Below are 15196 nucleotides of genomic sequence, written 5' to 3'. Positions count from 1 at the left end.
GTCAGACCTCCAGGGCGTAGCCGAGGCCGCGATGGGTGCGGATCGGCTCACCGCTGGCGCCGGCCGCCCGCAGCTTGGCGCGCAGTGTCTTGACGTGGGTGTCGACGGTTCGGTCGGCGCTTTCGGCGGCACTGTCCCAGCCACGGTCCATCAGCTGGGCACGGCTGAGGATCGCGCCGGGGCGCTGCAGCAGCGCCTCCAGCAGCGCGTATTCGTAGCGGGTCAGGTCCAGCGCATGGCCCTGGAAGCGGATGCGGCGGCCATCGCGATCGATGGCGAAGGCACCGTGTTCCTGCCAGCCGCTCTCGGCGGTCTGCGCCGCCGGAGCCGGTGTGGCACGCCGCAGCCGGGCGCGTACCCGTGCCACAAGCTCGCGCGGCGAGAACGGCTTGGCCATGTAGTCGTCCGCCCCCAGCTCCAGGCCCAGCACGCGGTCGAGTTCGTCGTTGCGGGCGGTCAGGAAGATCACCGGCACCTGCGCCACCGGCCCCGGCAGGGCCCGCAGCCGGCGGCAGACCTCGAAACCACTGAGGTCCGGCAGGCCGACATCCAGCACCACCAGGTCGATATCGCCGGCCTGCAGCTGCTGCAGCGCCTGCCCGCCCAGCAGGCAATGGCTGGCGGCGTAGCCTTCGCTGCGCAGCGCATAGAGCACGGTTTCGGCGATGGCCGCTTCGTCTTCGACCACCAGGACATGGGTAACAGGGGCTGTCATGGCGCGCAGCATAGCCGCTGCGGCCCGTGCCCCGTACACTGCCGCCCATGAACTATCGCCACGCCTTCCACGCCGGCAACCACGCCGATGTCCTCAAGCACATCGTGCAGCTGGCCCTGATCGACAGCTTCAAGCGCAAGGACAGCCCGTTCTTCGTGCTCGACACCCACGGCGGTGCCGGCCGCTACCTGCTGGCCAGCGAAGAAAGCCGCAAGACCCTGGAAGCCGAATCCGGGGTCATGCGGCTGATGGCCCAGCCCAAGCTGCCGGAGGTGGTCGAGCGCTACCTCAAGGCGGTGCAGGCCGACAATCCGGTCGGCGCGATGATCGCCTACCCCGGCTCGCCGCTGCTCAGCGCGCAGGCCATGCGCCCGCAGGACCGCATGGCGGTGTGCGAGCTGCAGGAGGATGAGGCCGCTTCGCTGAAGACCCTGTTCGCCCATGACAGCCGCGTCGGCGTGCACCCCGGCGACGGCTACGCGCTGCTGCGCTCGCTGCTGCCGCCCAAGGCCAACGGTGCCAAGATCGGCCGCGGCCTGGTCCTGATCGACCCGCCGTACGAGGCCCAGGATGCCGAGTACCAGGCCATCCTTGCCGCGCTGGCCGAGACCCTGGCGCGCTGGCCGCAGGCCACCTGTGCGGTCTGGTTCCCGATCAAGCAGCGCCGCACCATCCTGCATTTCCTGCGCAAGGCCACCGCGCTGCCGGTGAAGTCGGCACTGACCATCGAATTCCTGGTCCGCCCGGACGACTCCCCGCTGCGCCTCAACGGCAGCGGCATGCTGGTGCTCAATGCCCCCTGGCAGTTCGACCGCGTGGTCGGCCCGGCCCTGCCGGCCTTGCGCCAGCACCTGGGCGAGCCCGGCGCCAGCACCCGCCTGGACTGGCTGAAGACGGCCGAATGAGGGCCTTCACGAGGCTGTACGACCGTGAGCCTTTCGTTCACGGAACGCAGCCCCGGTGATGACACAATCGATGGACCACCAAGGAATCACCCGGTATGGCCACTCGCAACCGCATGCCGCCCTGGCATGAGATCTTCAAGGCTCCCAGCGGCCACGAGCTGCTGATCCGCCCCATCCGCCCCGAAGATGGCGCGCCGCTGCAGGCCGCCTTCAGCCTGTTCGGGCCGGAAGAAATCCGCGATCGTTTCCTGCAATCGGTGACCGAGCTGTCACCGGAAACCACCCAGCGCCTGACCCATCCCAACCCGAAGACCGAGATCACCCTGGTCGCCGCCGAGTCGCTGCCTGCTGGTGAGGCCGTGGTCGGCGCGGTGGCCCGCGCCTCGATCATCCCCGGTACCCGGGAGGCCGAGTACGCGATCCTGATCAGCCGCTTCCTGATCGGCCAGGGCCTGGGCCGCCAGCTGATGCGCAAGCTGGTGAAATGGGGCCGCGGCAAGTACCTGGACCGCCTGTATGGCGATGTCGCCGCCGATAACGAGCCGATGAAGCAGCTGGCCGCCTCGCTGGGCTTCAAGCCGGTCCCCCATCCGAACGGGGCCGAAGGGCTGGTGCGGATGGTGCTGGAACTGGACAACTGACGGCAGCGCCGGGCCCTGCCCGGCGATGTTGATCCGACCGCTGCGCTCGCCGGGCATGGCCCGGCGCTACCCCGGTCACGCAACGATCATGGGCCAGGCGGGGGCTTCTGCTAAAATCCGCGGTTCATGTCGCGTACTCAATATCCCGCCCCGCCGCTGCCACGTGCCGGCCAGCTTCGCGCCTGGTGGCGCGCCCCCGCCTCGCCCACTGCCCTGGCCTGGTATCTGGCCCAGGCAGCGCGCACGCATGACGCGCCGCTGCTGGTGGTGGCCCGTGACAACCACGGTGCCAACCAGATCGAAGCGGATCTGCATACCCTGCTGGGAGGCGACCCGAGCCTGCCGGTGGTGGCGTTCCCGGACTGGGAGACGCTGCCCTACGATCGCTTCAGCCCGCACCCGGACATCATTTCGCAGCGCCTGTCGGCCCTGCACCGCCTGCCCACGCTGAAGCGCGGCCTGGTGGTGGTGCCGGTGCAGACCCTGCTGCAGCAGCTGGCTCCCCGCAGCTATGTCATCGGCGGCAGCTTCAATCTTGAAGTCGGCCAGCGTCTGGACCTGGAAGCGGAGAAGCGTCGCCTGGAAAGCGCCGGCTACCGCAACGTGCCGCAGGTGATGGACCCGGGTGATTTCGCCGTGCGTGGCGGCCTGCTTGACGTCTACCCGATGGGCGCCGACGAGCCGCTGCGGGTGGAACTGCTGGACGAGGACATCGATTCGATCCGTGCGTTCGATCCGGAAAGCCAGCGCTCGCTGGACAAGGTCGAGGCGGTGCACATGCTCCCCGGCCGCGAAGTACCGATGGACGACGCCAGCATCGCCCGGGTGCTGGCGACCCTGCGCGAGCGCTTCGACGTCGATACCCGACGCAGTTCGCTGTACCAGGACCTGAAATCGGGCCTGGCCCCGGCCGGCATCGAGTACTACCTGCCGCTGTTCTTCGAGCGCACCGCCACCCTGTTCGACTACCTGCCTGCCGGCAGCCTGCCGGTCGTCTGCGTGGGCGCCGCTGAAGCGGCAGAGACGTTCTGGACGCAGACCGGCGAGCGCTACGAGCAACGCCGCCATGATGTAGAACGACCGCTGCTGCCACCGTCGGCGCTGTACCTGTCGCCGGACCTGCTGCGCGAGCGTTTGAACGACGCACCGCGCATCGAGGTTTGGGCCGCCGATCACGCCCGCATCGCCGAGGCGCATGCGCTGGGCGACCAGCCGTTGCCGCCGCTGCCGGTGGCCGCGCGCGAGGCACCGGCCGGTGACGCGCTGAAATCCTTCCTTGGCCATTACCCTGGCCGGGTGCTGATCGCCGCCGATTCGCCGGGCCGTCGCGAGGCCCTGCTGGAGGTGCTGCAGGCCGCCGAGCTGAAGCCACCGGTGGTGGCCGACCTGCTGTCCTTCCTGGCCAGCGACGAACGCTTCGCCATTGCCGTGGCGCCGCTGGAAGACGGCTTCGCCCTGGATGCGCCGCACATCGCGGTGCTGACCGAACGCCAGCTGTTCCCCGAGCGCGCCGGCAGCACCCGTCGCACGCGCCGCGCCGGACGGGAGCCGGAAGCGATCATCCGCGATCTGGGCGAACTGACCGAAGGCGCGCCGATCGTGCACGAGGACCATGGCGTCGGCCGCTACCGCGGACTGATCGCGATGGACGTCGGCGGCATGCCCGGCGAGTTCCTCGAAATCGAGTACGCCAAGGGCGACCGCCTGTACGTGCCGGTCGCACAGCTGCACCTGATCAGCCGCTATTCCGGTGCGTCCGCCGAAACCGCGCCACTGCATTCGCTGGGCGGCGAGCAGTGGAGCAAGGCCAAGCGCAAGGCCGCCGAGAAGGTGCGCGATGTAGCCGCCGAGCTGCTGGAGATCCAGGCCCGCCGCCAGGCGCGTGCCGGACTGGCACTGCAGGTGGACCGCGCGATGTACGAGCCGTTCGCCGCCGGTTTCCCGTTCGAGGAAACCCCCGACCAGCTGGCTGCCATCGACGCCACCCTGCGTGACCTGGCCAGCAGCCAGCCGATGGACCGCGTAGTCTGCGGCGACGTGGGCTTCGGCAAGACCGAAGTTGCCGTGCGCGCCGCGTTCGCTGCCGCCAGCGCTGGCAAGCAGGTGGCGGTGCTGGTGCCGACCACGCTGCTGGCCGAACAGCATTACCGCAATTTCCGCGACCGCTTCGCCGACTATCCGATGAAGGTCGAAGTACTGTCGCGCTTCAAGAGCACCAAGGAGATCAAGGCCGAGCTGGAGAAGGTCGCCGCCGGCACCATCGACGTCATCGTCGGTACCCATCGCCTGCTGCAGCCGGACGTGAAGTTCAAGGACCTGGGCATGGTCGTCGTCGACGAGGAGCAGCGCTTCGGCGTGCGCCAGAAGGAGGCGCTGAAGGCACTGCGCGCCAACGTGCACCTGCTGACCCTGACCGCCACGCCGATTCCGCGTACGCTGAACATGGCCATGGCCGGCCTGCGCGACCTGTCGATCATCGCCACCCCGCCGCCGAACCGGCTGGCCGTGCAGACCTTCATCACCCAGTGGGACAACGCGCTGCTGCGCGAAGCCTTCCAGCGCGAGCTGGCACGCGGTGGCCAGCTGTATTTCCTGCACAACGACGTGGAGAGCATCGGCCGCATGCAGCGCGAGCTGTCCGAGCTGGTGCCCGAAGCGCGCATCGGCATCGCCCATGGGCAGATGCCCGAGCGCGAGCTGGAAAAGGTGATGCTGGACTTCCAGAAGCAGCGCTTCAACGTGCTGCTGTCGACCACGATCATCGAATCGGGCATCGACATCCCCAACGCCAACACCATCATCATCAACCGTGCCGACCGCTTCGGCCTGGCCCAGCTGCACCAGCTGCGTGGCCGCGTCGGTCGTTCGCACCACCGCGCCTACGCCTACCTGGTCGTACCCGACCGTCGTTCGATCACGCCGGATGCGGAAAAGCGCCTGGAAGCGATCGCCTCGATGGACGAACTGGGTGCCGGCTTCACCCTGGCCACCCACGATCTGGAAATCCGCGGCGCCGGCGAACTGCTGGGCGAGGACCAGAGCGGGCAGATGGCCGAAGTCGGCTTCAGCCTGTACACCGAGCTGCTTGAACGCGCAGTGCGCAGCATCAAGCAGGGCCATCTGCCCGACATCGATGCCGGCGAAGAAGCGCGGGGCGCCGAGGTCGAGCTGCACGTGCCGGCGCTGATTCCGGACGACTACCTGCCGGACGTGCACACCCGCCTGACGCTGTACAAGCGCATTTCCAGCGCGCGCGACAGCGATGCGCTGCGCGAACTGCAGGTGGAGATGATCGACCGCTTCGGCCTGCTGCCGGATGCGGCCAAGAACCTGTTCGCCATTGCCGAGCTGAAGCTGCAGGCCAGCTCGCTGGGCATCCGCAAGCTGGACCTGGGTGAGAACGGTGGCCGCATCGTGTTCGAATCCAAGCCGAACATCGATCCGATGGCGGTGATCCAGCTGATCCAGAAACAGCCGAACCTCTATGCCATGGACGGTCCGGACAAGCTGCGCGTCAAGCATCCGCTGCCGCTGCCCGAAGACCGCTTCAATGCCGCGCGGGCACTGCTGTTGACCCTGGCCCTGCGCTGATCGATCTGCAGGGTGCCGGTCCGCCGCGGGCGGCAGACCGGCCCCCTTTCCGTTTCCTGCGCCCGCGACAAGGAGTGTTGCCGTGAATCGTTTCGCCCCCCTTCTGCTCGCCACCAGCCTGGGCCTGCTTGCGGCCTGCCACAGCGGCATGAGCAACCGCGATTACCTGCATGAGAATGTCGCCAGCTGGAACGGCACGGTCAGCATGGTCGAGCAATGGACCAACGGCCCGAACGGCGAATCCTTCCATGCGTCGCTGCAGGACGGCAAGAGCATGCAGCAGCATCGCTTCGGCCTGAAGAACGCGCGCAAGGAAATCGCCGACCGGCGGGTCTTCGTCCAACAGTTCACTCATGGCAAGGACGCCGATGCACTGCACCAGAACCTGCTCGATTCCCTGAAGAGCACCGAACAGATGTTCGCCGTGATGGAACAGCTGGCCGCCCTGCCCGATGGCTACAGCGAAGAACAGGTCACCCCGCTGCTGCAGACGCTGGATGAGGCCGTGACCAGAATGGACGAAGACATGCAGACCCTGAGCGACGCGCAGGACGCCTTCGCCAAAGCCCATCGCATCCACCTGCAGACCACCGGCTGATCCGCGCAGCCCCGGTTGCGATGCGGCCGGGGCCAGAATACTGCATGCGACTGAACGCACAGCCCCACGCGGGGCCATTGATGGCCCCCGCGTGACACCGATGCGGGTACCCTATGCGCCGCCCCGGCCCGCTCTCGCGGGCCTTTCCGTTTTCTGCGCAGCTTCGCCGCGCCGCCAGTTCCGATGCCCCAGCCCAGACCTCCCGACCTCCTGCACGCGCAGGCCTGCCTGATCGACGCCCTGTCGATGTCGCTGCAGATGCGTGATGCCTATACCCGCCACCACTGTGACCGCGTGGGCCTTCTTGCGCAGCACCTTGCCCTGCACTGCGACCTGGATGAGGACGCCTGTGCGCAGGTCGGCCTGGCCGCGCGCTTCCACGACATCGGCAAGATCGGCATCCCCGACGAGGTACTGCTGAGCCCGCGCCGGCACAGCGACGAAGAGCGCGCGATCATGCGCGAGCACCCGGTGCGCGGCGAGCACATTTTCCTGGCCACCGGCCGCAGTGATGCCGCGCCGGTCGCGCGACTGATCCGTGCCCATCATGAAGCGTTCGATGGCAGCGGCTATCCCGATGGCCTGCACGGCGAGGCCATTCCGCTCGGCGCCCGCATCGTCACCATTGCCGATGCCTACGATGCAATGACCAGCGTGCGCCCTTACCGCGCGGCGATGGAGCATGAGACGGTGCTGCGCATCCTTGATGAGCAGGCCGGTGGGCTTATCGATCCGTATGTGCTGGGTCGCTTCCACGGCATGCTCAAGCGCGAGCCCGCGCTGGCCTGATGAATACACCGAACTGAAATCCACGCGGAATTCGATTGATGTGTATGCACGGTCGCGCCATGCTCGACCTGCGGCCAATCGTGGGCGGTCTTCTACCATGCGATCACAGAGCGAACAGAGCGACATCAATCAGGAGTACCTCCTGTTGCAGGACGCAGCGACAAGGAAGGACGCCACCTTCCTTCCGCGCATCCTGCTTGCACTCGATGACGATTCCGAGCACATCGATTTGATGAAGGACCTGATTGGACTGGCGGAATCGTTCGATGCGCAGTGCTACCTTTCGGCTGTTCTCGATGCAACCAGCACGCTCGCAAACCGTGCCCCGGACTGGCTCGATGTCATCACGTATCGCATCATGAACTCTCGACCGTATCTTCAACTTTATGGAGAGTTGCTGAACCAGCATCACGACAGGAACCGTATCGCGACCTATCTGCGCGGGTTTCTCGAAAGAAATCCTGAAAAGAGGCCGCAAGCAGCAATGATGATTGCATCGATTCCGAACCAGCCCCGCCAGCTCAGGATCGGCAGCCATTGGAAGGCAGAAAAAACCCGGCTTTCGCCGGGTTTTTCGTTCCACTCACTCCGGTGCGCTTACCAGATCACCACGCGCTTGTCGTCGGCACGCACCATCGCATCACCGGCCTTGCACTGGAACGCGGCGGCATAGGACGGCATGTTCGACGGCGCGCCGTTGGCACGGAAGCTCGCCGGTGCATGCGGATCGGTGTTCAGGCGCACGCGCAGCTCACCGTCGGTGAAGTTGCGACGCCACACGGTGGCCCAGTTCATGAAGAAGCGCTGGTCCTGGCTGTGACCGTCCACCTCGACGTTCGCCTTCGGGTTCTCCTTCAGCGCCATCTGCAGGGCATCGTAGGCCACGGTCAGGCCACCCAGATCACCGATGTTCTCGCCCAGGGTCAGCTTGCCCTTCACGAACACGCCCGGCACCGATTCATAGCCGTCGAACTGCGCGACCAGCCGGTCGGTGCGTTCGGTGAAGGCCTTGCGGTCGCTGTCGGTCCACCAGTTGTCGAAGTTGCCGTTGGCGGCGAACTGGCTGCCCGAGTCGTCGTAGCCGTGCATCATCTCGTGGCCGATGACCGCACCGATGCCACCGTAGTTCAGCGCCGGATCGGCCTTGGCATCGAAGAACGGTGCCTGCAGGATCGCCGCCGGGAACACGATCTCGTTCTTGGTGGCGTTGTAGTAGGCATTGACGGTCTGCGGGGTCATGCCCCACTCGGTCTTGTCCACCGGCTTGCCGATCTTGTCCAGCATGTAGCGGTAGTTGAACGCACGCGCTGCCTGCATGTTGCCCAGATAGCTGTCACCGTTGGTCTGCAGGCCCGTCCACTCACGCCACTTGTCCGGGTAACCGATCTTCGGGGTGAAGCTGGCCCACTTTTCCAGTGCCTTCTTCCTGGTTTCCTCGCCCATCCACGGCAGCTGCTCCAGGCGCGCCTTCAGCGCCACCGACAGGTTCTGCACCAGGTGCTGCATGGCCTCCTTCGATTCGGCCGGGAATACCGCGTCCACGTACAGCTGGCCCAAGGCTTCGCCCATGCCGCCGTTGACCGACTCCAGCACACGCTTCCAGCGCGGCTGCATTTCCTGCTGGCCGCGCAGGGTCTTGCCGTAGAACTCGAAGTTGGCCTTCTCGAACTGGCTGCTCAGGTACGGCGAGGCGTCGTCGATGGTGTGGAAGCGCAGGTAGGACTGCCAGGTGGCGGCCGGCACGTCGGCCAGCATCTTGTCCATCTCGCTGAAGAAGCCCGGCTGGGCCAGCGAGAACTTCTGCGCGGCCGGCACCTTCAGGGTGTCAAACAGCGCGGTCCAGCTGAAGTTCGGGGTCAGCTTGTCCGCATCGGCGGCGCTGAGCGGGTTGTAGCGCTTGGCCGGGTCACGCATTTCGATGCGCGACATCGAGGCCTTGGCCAGGCGGGTCTCGAACGCCATCACCGCCTTGGCCTGTTCGGCAGCCTGCGCCGCGTCCACGCCGGACAGCGTCAGCACCTGCGCGATGTAGGCCACGTAGGCGTCGCGGATCCTGGCCTGCGCGTCGTCGAAGTAGTAGCCCTTCTCCGGCAGGCCCAGGCCGCCCTGGCCGACGTAGGCAATGACGTTGGCCGAATCCTTGTAATCGGCATTGGCGAACAGCGAGAACAGCACGCCCTGGCCCTGCGCCTGGCTGTCGCGCAGGTACTGGGTGATGGCGGCGGTGTCGTTCAGCGCGCCGATCTTGTCCAGCGTCGGCTGCAGCGGCGCCAGGCCGGCGGCCTCGATCTTCGCTTCGTCGTTGCCGGTCTTCCAGATGTCACCGATCTTGGCTTCCACCGAGCCGGCCTTGGCCTGGCTGGCGGCGGCCTGCTGCACCAGCGCGTGCTGCACTTCCAGCGAGCGCTCGCGCAGGATCTCGAAGCTGCCCCAGGTGGTCTGGTCGCCCGGCACCGGGTTGGCCTTCAGCCACTTGCTGTTGACGAAGCCGTTGAGGTCGGTGCACGCGGCGATGGACGGATCCAGATCGGCGCTGTTGAGGCTGATCAGCGCGGTCTTGATCTGCGACTGGTCGAACGCCGGCTTGGCGGCGTCGGCAACGGGCGCGGTCTCGTTCTTGCCACAGGCGGCGAGCGAAGCGGCGATGGCGATGGTCAGGCCCAGCGGGACCAGATTGCGGACATTCATGGCGTGTCTCCAACGGCGAATCGTCCAGCGTAGCCGCTGCGGCGATGGTGGGGACCGGCCAAAGGTCACAGGGGAACGCCCGCGGTCGCAACCGGGTAGGTGCGGACCGTTGGTCCGCACACACCCAGCAGGGGAATACCCACCAACGGTGGGTATCTACCGCGCCTTGCCCTGGTTGGCCACGGCTTCGGCGGCCTTGCGTGCCGCTTCCGGATCACCCAGGTAACGGAACGACTTCACTGTGAGGTCATCGTTCAACTCGAACAGCAGCGGAATGCCGGTCGGGATGTTCAGCTCGAGGATTTCCTCGCGCGAGACGTTGTTGAGGTACTTGTACAGCGCGCGCAGCGAGTTGCCGTGGGCGGTGACCAGCACGGTCTTGCCATCCTTCAACTGCGGCGCGATGGCGTCGTGCCAGTACGGCAGCACGCGGTCGAGCGTCGTGGCCAGCGATTCGGTGCCCGGCAGCGCGTTGCGATCCAGCCCGGCATAGCGGCGGTCGTGGATCGGGTGGCCCGGATCTTCCAGGTCCATCGCCGGCGGCGGGATGTCGTACGAACGGCGCCACACCTTGACCTGGTCTTCGCCGTGCTTGGCGGCGGTCTCGGCCTTGTCCAGGCCCTGCAGGCCACCGTAGTGGCGCTCGTTGAGGCGCCAGGACTTGTTCACCGGCAGCCAGTCCTGCTCCAGCTCGGCCAACGCACCCTGCAGGGTATGGATGGCACGCTTGAGCACGGAGGTGTGGGCGACGTCGAACTGCAGGCCTTCCTCGCGCATCAGGCGGCCGGCGGCAGCCGCTTCCCGGCGCCCCTGCTCGGTCAGGTCGACATCGACCCAGCCGGTGAAGCGGTTGTCCAGGTTCCACTGGCTCTGGCCATGGCGCAACAGTACGAGTTTACGGGTCACTGCAGGGTCTCCAACGCGAGGAAAGGCAGGCGGCCATTGTAGCCCCGGCGCCCGCTCACCGCGCCGTGGCGGTGTGGATGTCATCCTGTGGCCGATGAATACACTGATCGACCCCGGGCGCTGGGAAGGCAGCGTCAGCGCCGCCCGCGAACAGCAGAAGCAGCTGGCTACCCGCGTGCAGCGGCAGGACCGGCTGCCCGCTACCGTGCGCTGGCTGGCCGGGCTGGATGTCGGCTTCGAGGAAGACGGCGCGATCACCCGCGCTGCGGCCGTGTTGCTCGACGCGGACACCCTGCAGCCAGTGGCGCAGGAAATCGCCCGCATCCCCACCGTGATGCCCTATATCCCGGGCCTGCTCAGCTTCCGCGAACTGCCGGCGCTGCTGGCTGCGTTGGCATTGCTGCCGCGCGCGCCGGACCTGGTGTTCGTCGATGGCCATGGCATCAGCCATCCGCGCCGGCTGGGCATTGCCGCACACCTGGGCGTGGTGACCGACCTGCCGAGCATCGGCGTGGCCAAATCGAAGCTGGTGGGCCGCTTCATCGAGCCCGACCCTGAGGCCGGCGCGCACACGCCGTTGCTGGACGGCGGCGAGCAGCTCGGCTGGGTGTTGCGCAGCAAGCTGCGCTGCAAGCCGCTGTTCGTCGCCGGCGGGCATCGGGTCAGTGCCGATACCGCGCTGGCCTGGGTGCAGCGCACGCTGCGCGGCTATCGCCTGCCCGAGCCGACCCGGCTGGCGGATCGGCTGGCCTCGCGGCGCGACGAACAGAGGTAGCGCCGGGCACCGGCCGCCACACCCGCTTCAGCGATGCACGTGACCGCGATGGCCCTGCGCATCGGCAGCGGCATGATCGTGCCCGGCGTGATCGTCGTCCTTGCCCGCCGACGGCTGGCCACAGGCTTCGCCGCAGTGGTCGGCTTCGATCTGCAGGGTCACGTGTTCGATACCGAAATCATCGTGCAGGCGATCACCGAGTTCGCGCCGCAGGCGGTCGGCGTCGTCGCCTTCGCGCATCACGATGTGCGCGGTCAGTGCCGGCGTGCTGGACGCCAGCGCCCATACGTGCAGGTCATGCACGTCCAGCACTGCGTCGTGGTCGGACAGGCGGTCGCGGACCCTGGCCACGTCCATGCCCTTGGGCACGCCTTCCAGCAGCACGTTGATGGCCTCGCGCATCAGCACATACGTGCGCGGCAGCACCCACAAACCGATCAGAACGGCCAGGATCGGGTCGATCGGCTTCCAGCCGGTCCATTGGATCAACAGCGCGCCGGCGATCACCGCCACCGAGCCGAGCATGTCGGCCCACACTTCCAGGTAGGCGCCCTTCACGTTGAGGCTCTCGCCGCTGCCGGCCTGCAGCAGGCGCATGGAGATCATGTTGATCACCAGGCCGACCGCGGCAATCACCAGCATGCCGGTGGAGGCGATCTCCTGCGGTTGGCGGAAGCGACCGATGGCTTCCCACAGGATGTAGCCGGCAACCACGAACAGCATTGCGCCGTTGATCATCGCGCCCAGTGCTTCAAGACGTGCATAACCGTAGGTGCGGCGGGCATCCGGCGGGCGCCGGCTCAGCCGCACGGCCACCAGCGCGATCATCAGCGCCAGGGTGTCGGTAGCCATGTGCGCGGCATCGGACAGCAGTGCCAGACTGTTGGTCCAGAATGCACCGACCACCTCCACGACAAGGAAGGTGGAGGTCAGGCCGAGCGCCCACCACAAGGGTTTCTCGTGGCGGATCTCGGATGGCAGATGATCGTGGTCGTGACCCATGGCAACAGCTCCTTTGCGATGGGAGTCAGGCTACGCCGGCGGGTGTCGGGAAACTATCACGGTGTTTATAACATTGCAGGACACCGATACCTTCGCCAGGCATGGCCCGGCGCTACCGGGTAGCGCCAGGCCATGCCTGGCGGGCGTAGCCGAACAGCAGCCGCGCGCGGTCAGAAGCCGAAGCGCAGGCTGGCCCAGTACGCGCGGCCGGGCTCGTTGTAGGTCGCCGCACCGGCGTCACTGCTGTTGGCCTCGCGGAACAGGCGCTTGTCGGCCAGGTTGTTGACGCCGAAGCCCACGCTGACCGTGTCGGTCACCTTGTAGCGCGCGCTCACGCCCCAGACGTTGTACGCGCCGCGGGTCTGCAGCACGGTGGACGCATCGCAGCTGGCGGTGCAGCGCGGATCGTTGTTGATGTTGGTCGTGGCCGACTCCTGCTTGCCGTAGAAGGTGCCGGTCAGCAGCAGCGACAGCTGCTCGGTGGCCTGCCAGTCCAGCATGGTGTTGACGGTGTACTTGGGAATCACCGACAGCGGCTGGCCGGTGCTCTTGTTTTCGTTCTCCACCATATAGGTGAAGTTGTTGCTCCACTTCAGACGGTCGCCCTGCTCGCCCAGCAGCGGGATCACCAGGTTGCCCTCGAGCCCCTGCACGATGGCCTTGGGTGCATTCTCCCAGCGGAAGATGCGGCCCTTGCGGTCGGCCGTCAGGCCGATCTGGGTGTAACCGGCCTGGATCTTGTCCTTGTAGTCATTGTGGAAATAGGTCAACGAGGCCTGCCAGCCGCTCTGCGGTGCCCACTCCACGCCCAGTTCCTTGTTCAGGCTGGTCTCTGCCTTGAGATCCGCATTGCCCTGCATGTAGCAGCCGGCGCCCAGGCTCGGCAACGCGTTCGGGCAGCCGTTGCCACGGGTGTAATACAGATAGTCCGGGTTGGACTGGTACAGGTTCGGCGCCTTGAAGGCGCGTGCGATGCCGCCCTTGACCACCCAGTCACTGTTGAGCCGGAACTGCGCGTTGAGGCTCGGACTGGTGTTGTTGCCGAACTGGCTGTGATGGTCGAAACGCAGGCCCGGGGTCACGATCCAGCGCTCGCCGAGGTAGATGTTGTCTTCCACGTAGACGGCGGTGGTCTGTGCATCGGCCTTGCCGCGTGCGCGATCGGCCGAAAGGCCCGGAATACCACCACCGCTGCTGCTGGACTGGCTCATCGAATAGGGATCGGTCAGCCGGCTGTCGAGGTATTCGAAGCCCAGCGTCCACACGTTCTCGGCACCGCCGAGGGTGGTCGGGAAGCTGACCTCGCCGTCCAGCTGGTAGTTGCGCAGGCGCGAGGTCGACCAGTCGGCGCCATTGAAGCTGCCTTCCGGGCCACCGGCCAGGCCTTCGTTGATGCGCGAATTGTTGACCCCTTCCACCGCTGCGGTCAGCCGCGAGCTGACATCGCCCCAGCGTCCGCGATGGGTGATCGCGCCGGTGGTGCGATACATGCGGTTGGTCTCGGCCTGCTGCTCGGCCAACGCGGCCAGGTCGACGCTGGTGGAGGTACCAGTGGTACTGACCGCACGATCGCCGGCATAGATGTTGCCCTGACGGCTGGTACCGGCCTCGAACTCGACCACCTGGTCGGCGGTCACGTCCCAACGCAGCAGCGCGTTGACGTCGCGGTTCTTGACGCCTTCGCGGCCCGCCGGCGGTACCGCATTGGCACCGGTGGCGAAGTCGCGGTTGAGATCCAGCGAATCGGCATCGGTCCTGTTGAGGTTGCCGTACAACCGGAACGACAGCGTGTCGGTCATCGGCCCGCTCAGCTGCAGGCCGAGGCGCTCGCTGCCGCCCTCGGCACTGTGTTCGGGCGCCAAGCCGTACAGGTCAACCGCACCGGTCAGGTCGCCGGTCGGGCGCTTGGTGATGATGTTGACCACGCCACCGGAGGCACCCGAGCCATAGCGTGCCGCCGCCGGGCCACGCAGCACTTCGATGCGTTCGATCATTTCCGCCGGCACCCAGTTGGTATCGCCGCGCGTGTTGCGCTCGCCACTGCGGCCCATGCGCACCGCGTCGCGTGCACCCACGCGCTTGCCGTCGATCAGGATCAGGGTGTTTTCCGGCCCCATGCCGCGCAGATCGATCTGCCGGTTGTTGCCGTACTGGCCCGATGCACTGTTGCCGGTCAGATTGACGCCGGGCATCGTCCGCAGCAGTTCGGCGATGTCGTTGACCGGCGGCCGCTTGGCGATGTCCTCGGCGGTGATGGTGGAGGTGCCCAGCGCCTGTCGCGCGATCTGCGAGGCAGTGACATGCACGGTGTCGATATCGGTGGCATCGGTTTCCGCATGGGCGGTGACGGCAGCGGTGGCCAGCAATGCAGCGACGGCGAGCGCCAGAGGGCGCGGTGAAAGAGTGTTTGCAGGCATGTTCTGGACCTTCTGGCAGGGCAACGGAAGCCTCTGGCATGGGGCACGAGGCGGCGACGGGGGAGGCGGAACGATCACTGCGGGATGCCCGCAGGTCGGTTCCTGCCGTCATTTTTTCATAAATGCGAGTGATTCTCAAATGCGTCAACGCATTGCGGCATCGGCCGGC

At 66.7% G+C, this 15196-nt stretch carries 12 protein-coding genes; 7 read left to right on the top strand and 5 right to left on the bottom strand.

Annotated features, from left to right (window positions below):
* Position 1 precedes the first annotated feature (1 nt).
* Positions 2-727, bottom strand: a complete 726-nt coding sequence (gene creB, locus D0Y85_RS06230) for a two-component system response regulator CreB (protein ID WP_117309862.1) — start codon at positions 725-727, stop codon at positions 2-4.
* 35 nt (positions 728-762) lie between these two features.
* Between creB and rlmJ the strand changes: the two genes are divergently transcribed.
* From rlmJ to D0Y85_RS06200, 6 genes are all read left to right on the top strand, one after another.
* The gene (gene rlmJ, locus D0Y85_RS06225; protein ID WP_117309861.1) at positions 763-1620 is read left to right on the top strand and encodes a 23S rRNA (adenine(2030)-N(6))-methyltransferase RlmJ; all 858 of its coding nucleotides are present in this window, start codon (positions 763-765) and stop codon (positions 1618-1620) included.
* A gap of 95 nt (positions 1621-1715) precedes the next feature.
* Positions 1716-2261, top strand: coding sequence for a GNAT family N-acetyltransferase (locus D0Y85_RS06220; RefSeq protein WP_117309860.1), 546 nt, complete (start codon positions 1716-1718; stop codon positions 2259-2261).
* A 126-nt stretch (positions 2262-2387) separates the two neighbouring features.
* Positions 2388-5852 carry a transcription-repair coupling factor gene (mfd, locus tag D0Y85_RS06215; protein ID WP_033830682.1) on the top strand — a complete coding sequence of 1155 codons (3465 nt, stop codon included), beginning with the start codon at positions 2388-2390 and terminating at the stop codon, positions 5850-5852.
* Positions 5853-5934: 82 nt separating this feature from the next.
* Positions 5935-6450 (top strand): hypothetical protein, encoded by a 516-nt coding sequence (locus tag D0Y85_RS06210; protein WP_117309859.1) that lies wholly within the window; start codon positions 5935-5937, stop codon positions 6448-6450.
* A gap of 183 nt (positions 6451-6633) precedes the next feature.
* On the top strand, positions 6634-7239 hold the full coding sequence (locus D0Y85_RS06205; RefSeq protein ID WP_117309858.1) for an HD domain-containing phosphohydrolase: 606 nt from the start codon (positions 6634-6636) through the stop codon (positions 7237-7239).
* 97 nt (positions 7240-7336) lie between these two features.
* Positions 7337-7912 (top strand): Imm30 family immunity protein, encoded by a 576-nt coding sequence (locus tag D0Y85_RS06200; RefSeq protein ID WP_162887620.1) that lies wholly within the window; start codon positions 7337-7339, stop codon positions 7910-7912.
* Here D0Y85_RS06200 and D0Y85_RS06195 read toward each other — a convergent pair.
* Entirely contained in the window at positions 7837-9927 is a 2091-nt protein-coding gene (locus D0Y85_RS06195; protein WP_117309856.1) for a M13 family metallopeptidase, read from the bottom strand. The genes D0Y85_RS06200 and D0Y85_RS06195 overlap by 76 nt on opposite strands.
* 156 nt (positions 9928-10083) lie before the next feature.
* The gene (gpmA, locus tag D0Y85_RS06190) at positions 10084-10833 is read right to left on the bottom strand and encodes a 2,3-diphosphoglycerate-dependent phosphoglycerate mutase (RefSeq protein ID WP_025873769.1); all 750 of its coding nucleotides are present in this window, start codon (positions 10831-10833) and stop codon (positions 10084-10086) included.
* Between the two features lie 94 nt (positions 10834-10927).
* Here gpmA and nfi point away from each other — a divergent pair, with 94 nt between their 5' ends.
* Positions 10928-11608: a deoxyribonuclease V gene (gene nfi / locus D0Y85_RS06185; RefSeq protein WP_025873770.1), complete on the top strand. Its 681-nt coding sequence runs from the start codon at positions 10928-10930 to the stop codon at positions 11606-11608.
* A gap of 27 nt (positions 11609-11635) precedes the next feature.
* Here nfi and D0Y85_RS06180 read toward each other — a convergent pair whose 3' ends face one another.
* Positions 11636-12610 (bottom strand): cation diffusion facilitator family transporter, encoded by a 975-nt coding sequence (locus tag D0Y85_RS06180; RefSeq protein ID WP_025873771.1) that lies wholly within the window; start codon positions 12608-12610, stop codon positions 11636-11638.
* 170 nt (positions 12611-12780) lie between these two features.
* The gene (locus D0Y85_RS06175) at positions 12781-15027 is read right to left on the bottom strand and encodes a TonB-dependent siderophore receptor (RefSeq protein ID WP_117311862.1); all 2247 of its coding nucleotides are present in this window, start codon (positions 15025-15027) and stop codon (positions 12781-12783) included.
* Between the last annotated feature and the right edge of the window lie 169 nt (positions 15028-15196).

The sequence above is a fragment of the Stenotrophomonas sp. G4 genome (assembly GCF_003428825.1).
Lineage (GTDB): Bacteria > Pseudomonadota > Gammaproteobacteria > Xanthomonadales > Xanthomonadaceae > Stenotrophomonas > Stenotrophomonas indicatrix.
Note: the sequence above shows the minus strand (reverse complement) of the source record. Positions and strands in the feature narration are given on the sequence as shown.

Coding starts and splice junctions, on each gene's coding strand:
- creB (WP_117309862.1), bottom strand. CDS start 727: ATGCTGCGCGCCATGACAGCCCCTGTTACCCATGTCCTGGTGGTCGAA.
- mfd (WP_033830682.1), top strand. CDS start 2,388: ATGTCGCGTACTCAATATCCCGCCCCGCCGCTGCCACGTGCCGGCCAG.
- D0Y85_RS06205 (WP_117309858.1), top strand. CDS start 6,634: ATGCCCCAGCCCAGACCTCCCGACCTCCTGCACGCGCAGGCCTGCCTG.
- rlmJ (WP_117309861.1), top strand. CDS start 763: ATGAACTATCGCCACGCCTTCCACGCCGGCAACCACGCCGATGTCCTC.
- D0Y85_RS06220 (WP_117309860.1), top strand. CDS start 1,716: ATGGCCACTCGCAACCGCATGCCGCCCTGGCATGAGATCTTCAAGGCT.
- D0Y85_RS06200 (WP_162887620.1), top strand. CDS start 7,337: ATGCGATCACAGAGCGAACAGAGCGACATCAATCAGGAGTACCTCCTG.
- nfi (WP_025873770.1), top strand. CDS start 10,928: ATGAATACACTGATCGACCCCGGGCGCTGGGAAGGCAGCGTCAGCGCC.
- D0Y85_RS06180 (WP_025873771.1), bottom strand. CDS start 12,610: ATGGGTCACGACCACGATCATCTGCCATCCGAGATCCGCCACGAGAAA.
- D0Y85_RS06175 (WP_117311862.1), bottom strand. CDS start 15,027: ATGCCTGCAAACACTCTTTCACCGCGCCCTCTGGCGCTCGCCGTCGCT.
- D0Y85_RS06195 (WP_117309856.1), bottom strand. CDS start 9,927: ATGAATGTCCGCAATCTGGTCCCGCTGGGCCTGACCATCGCCATCGCC.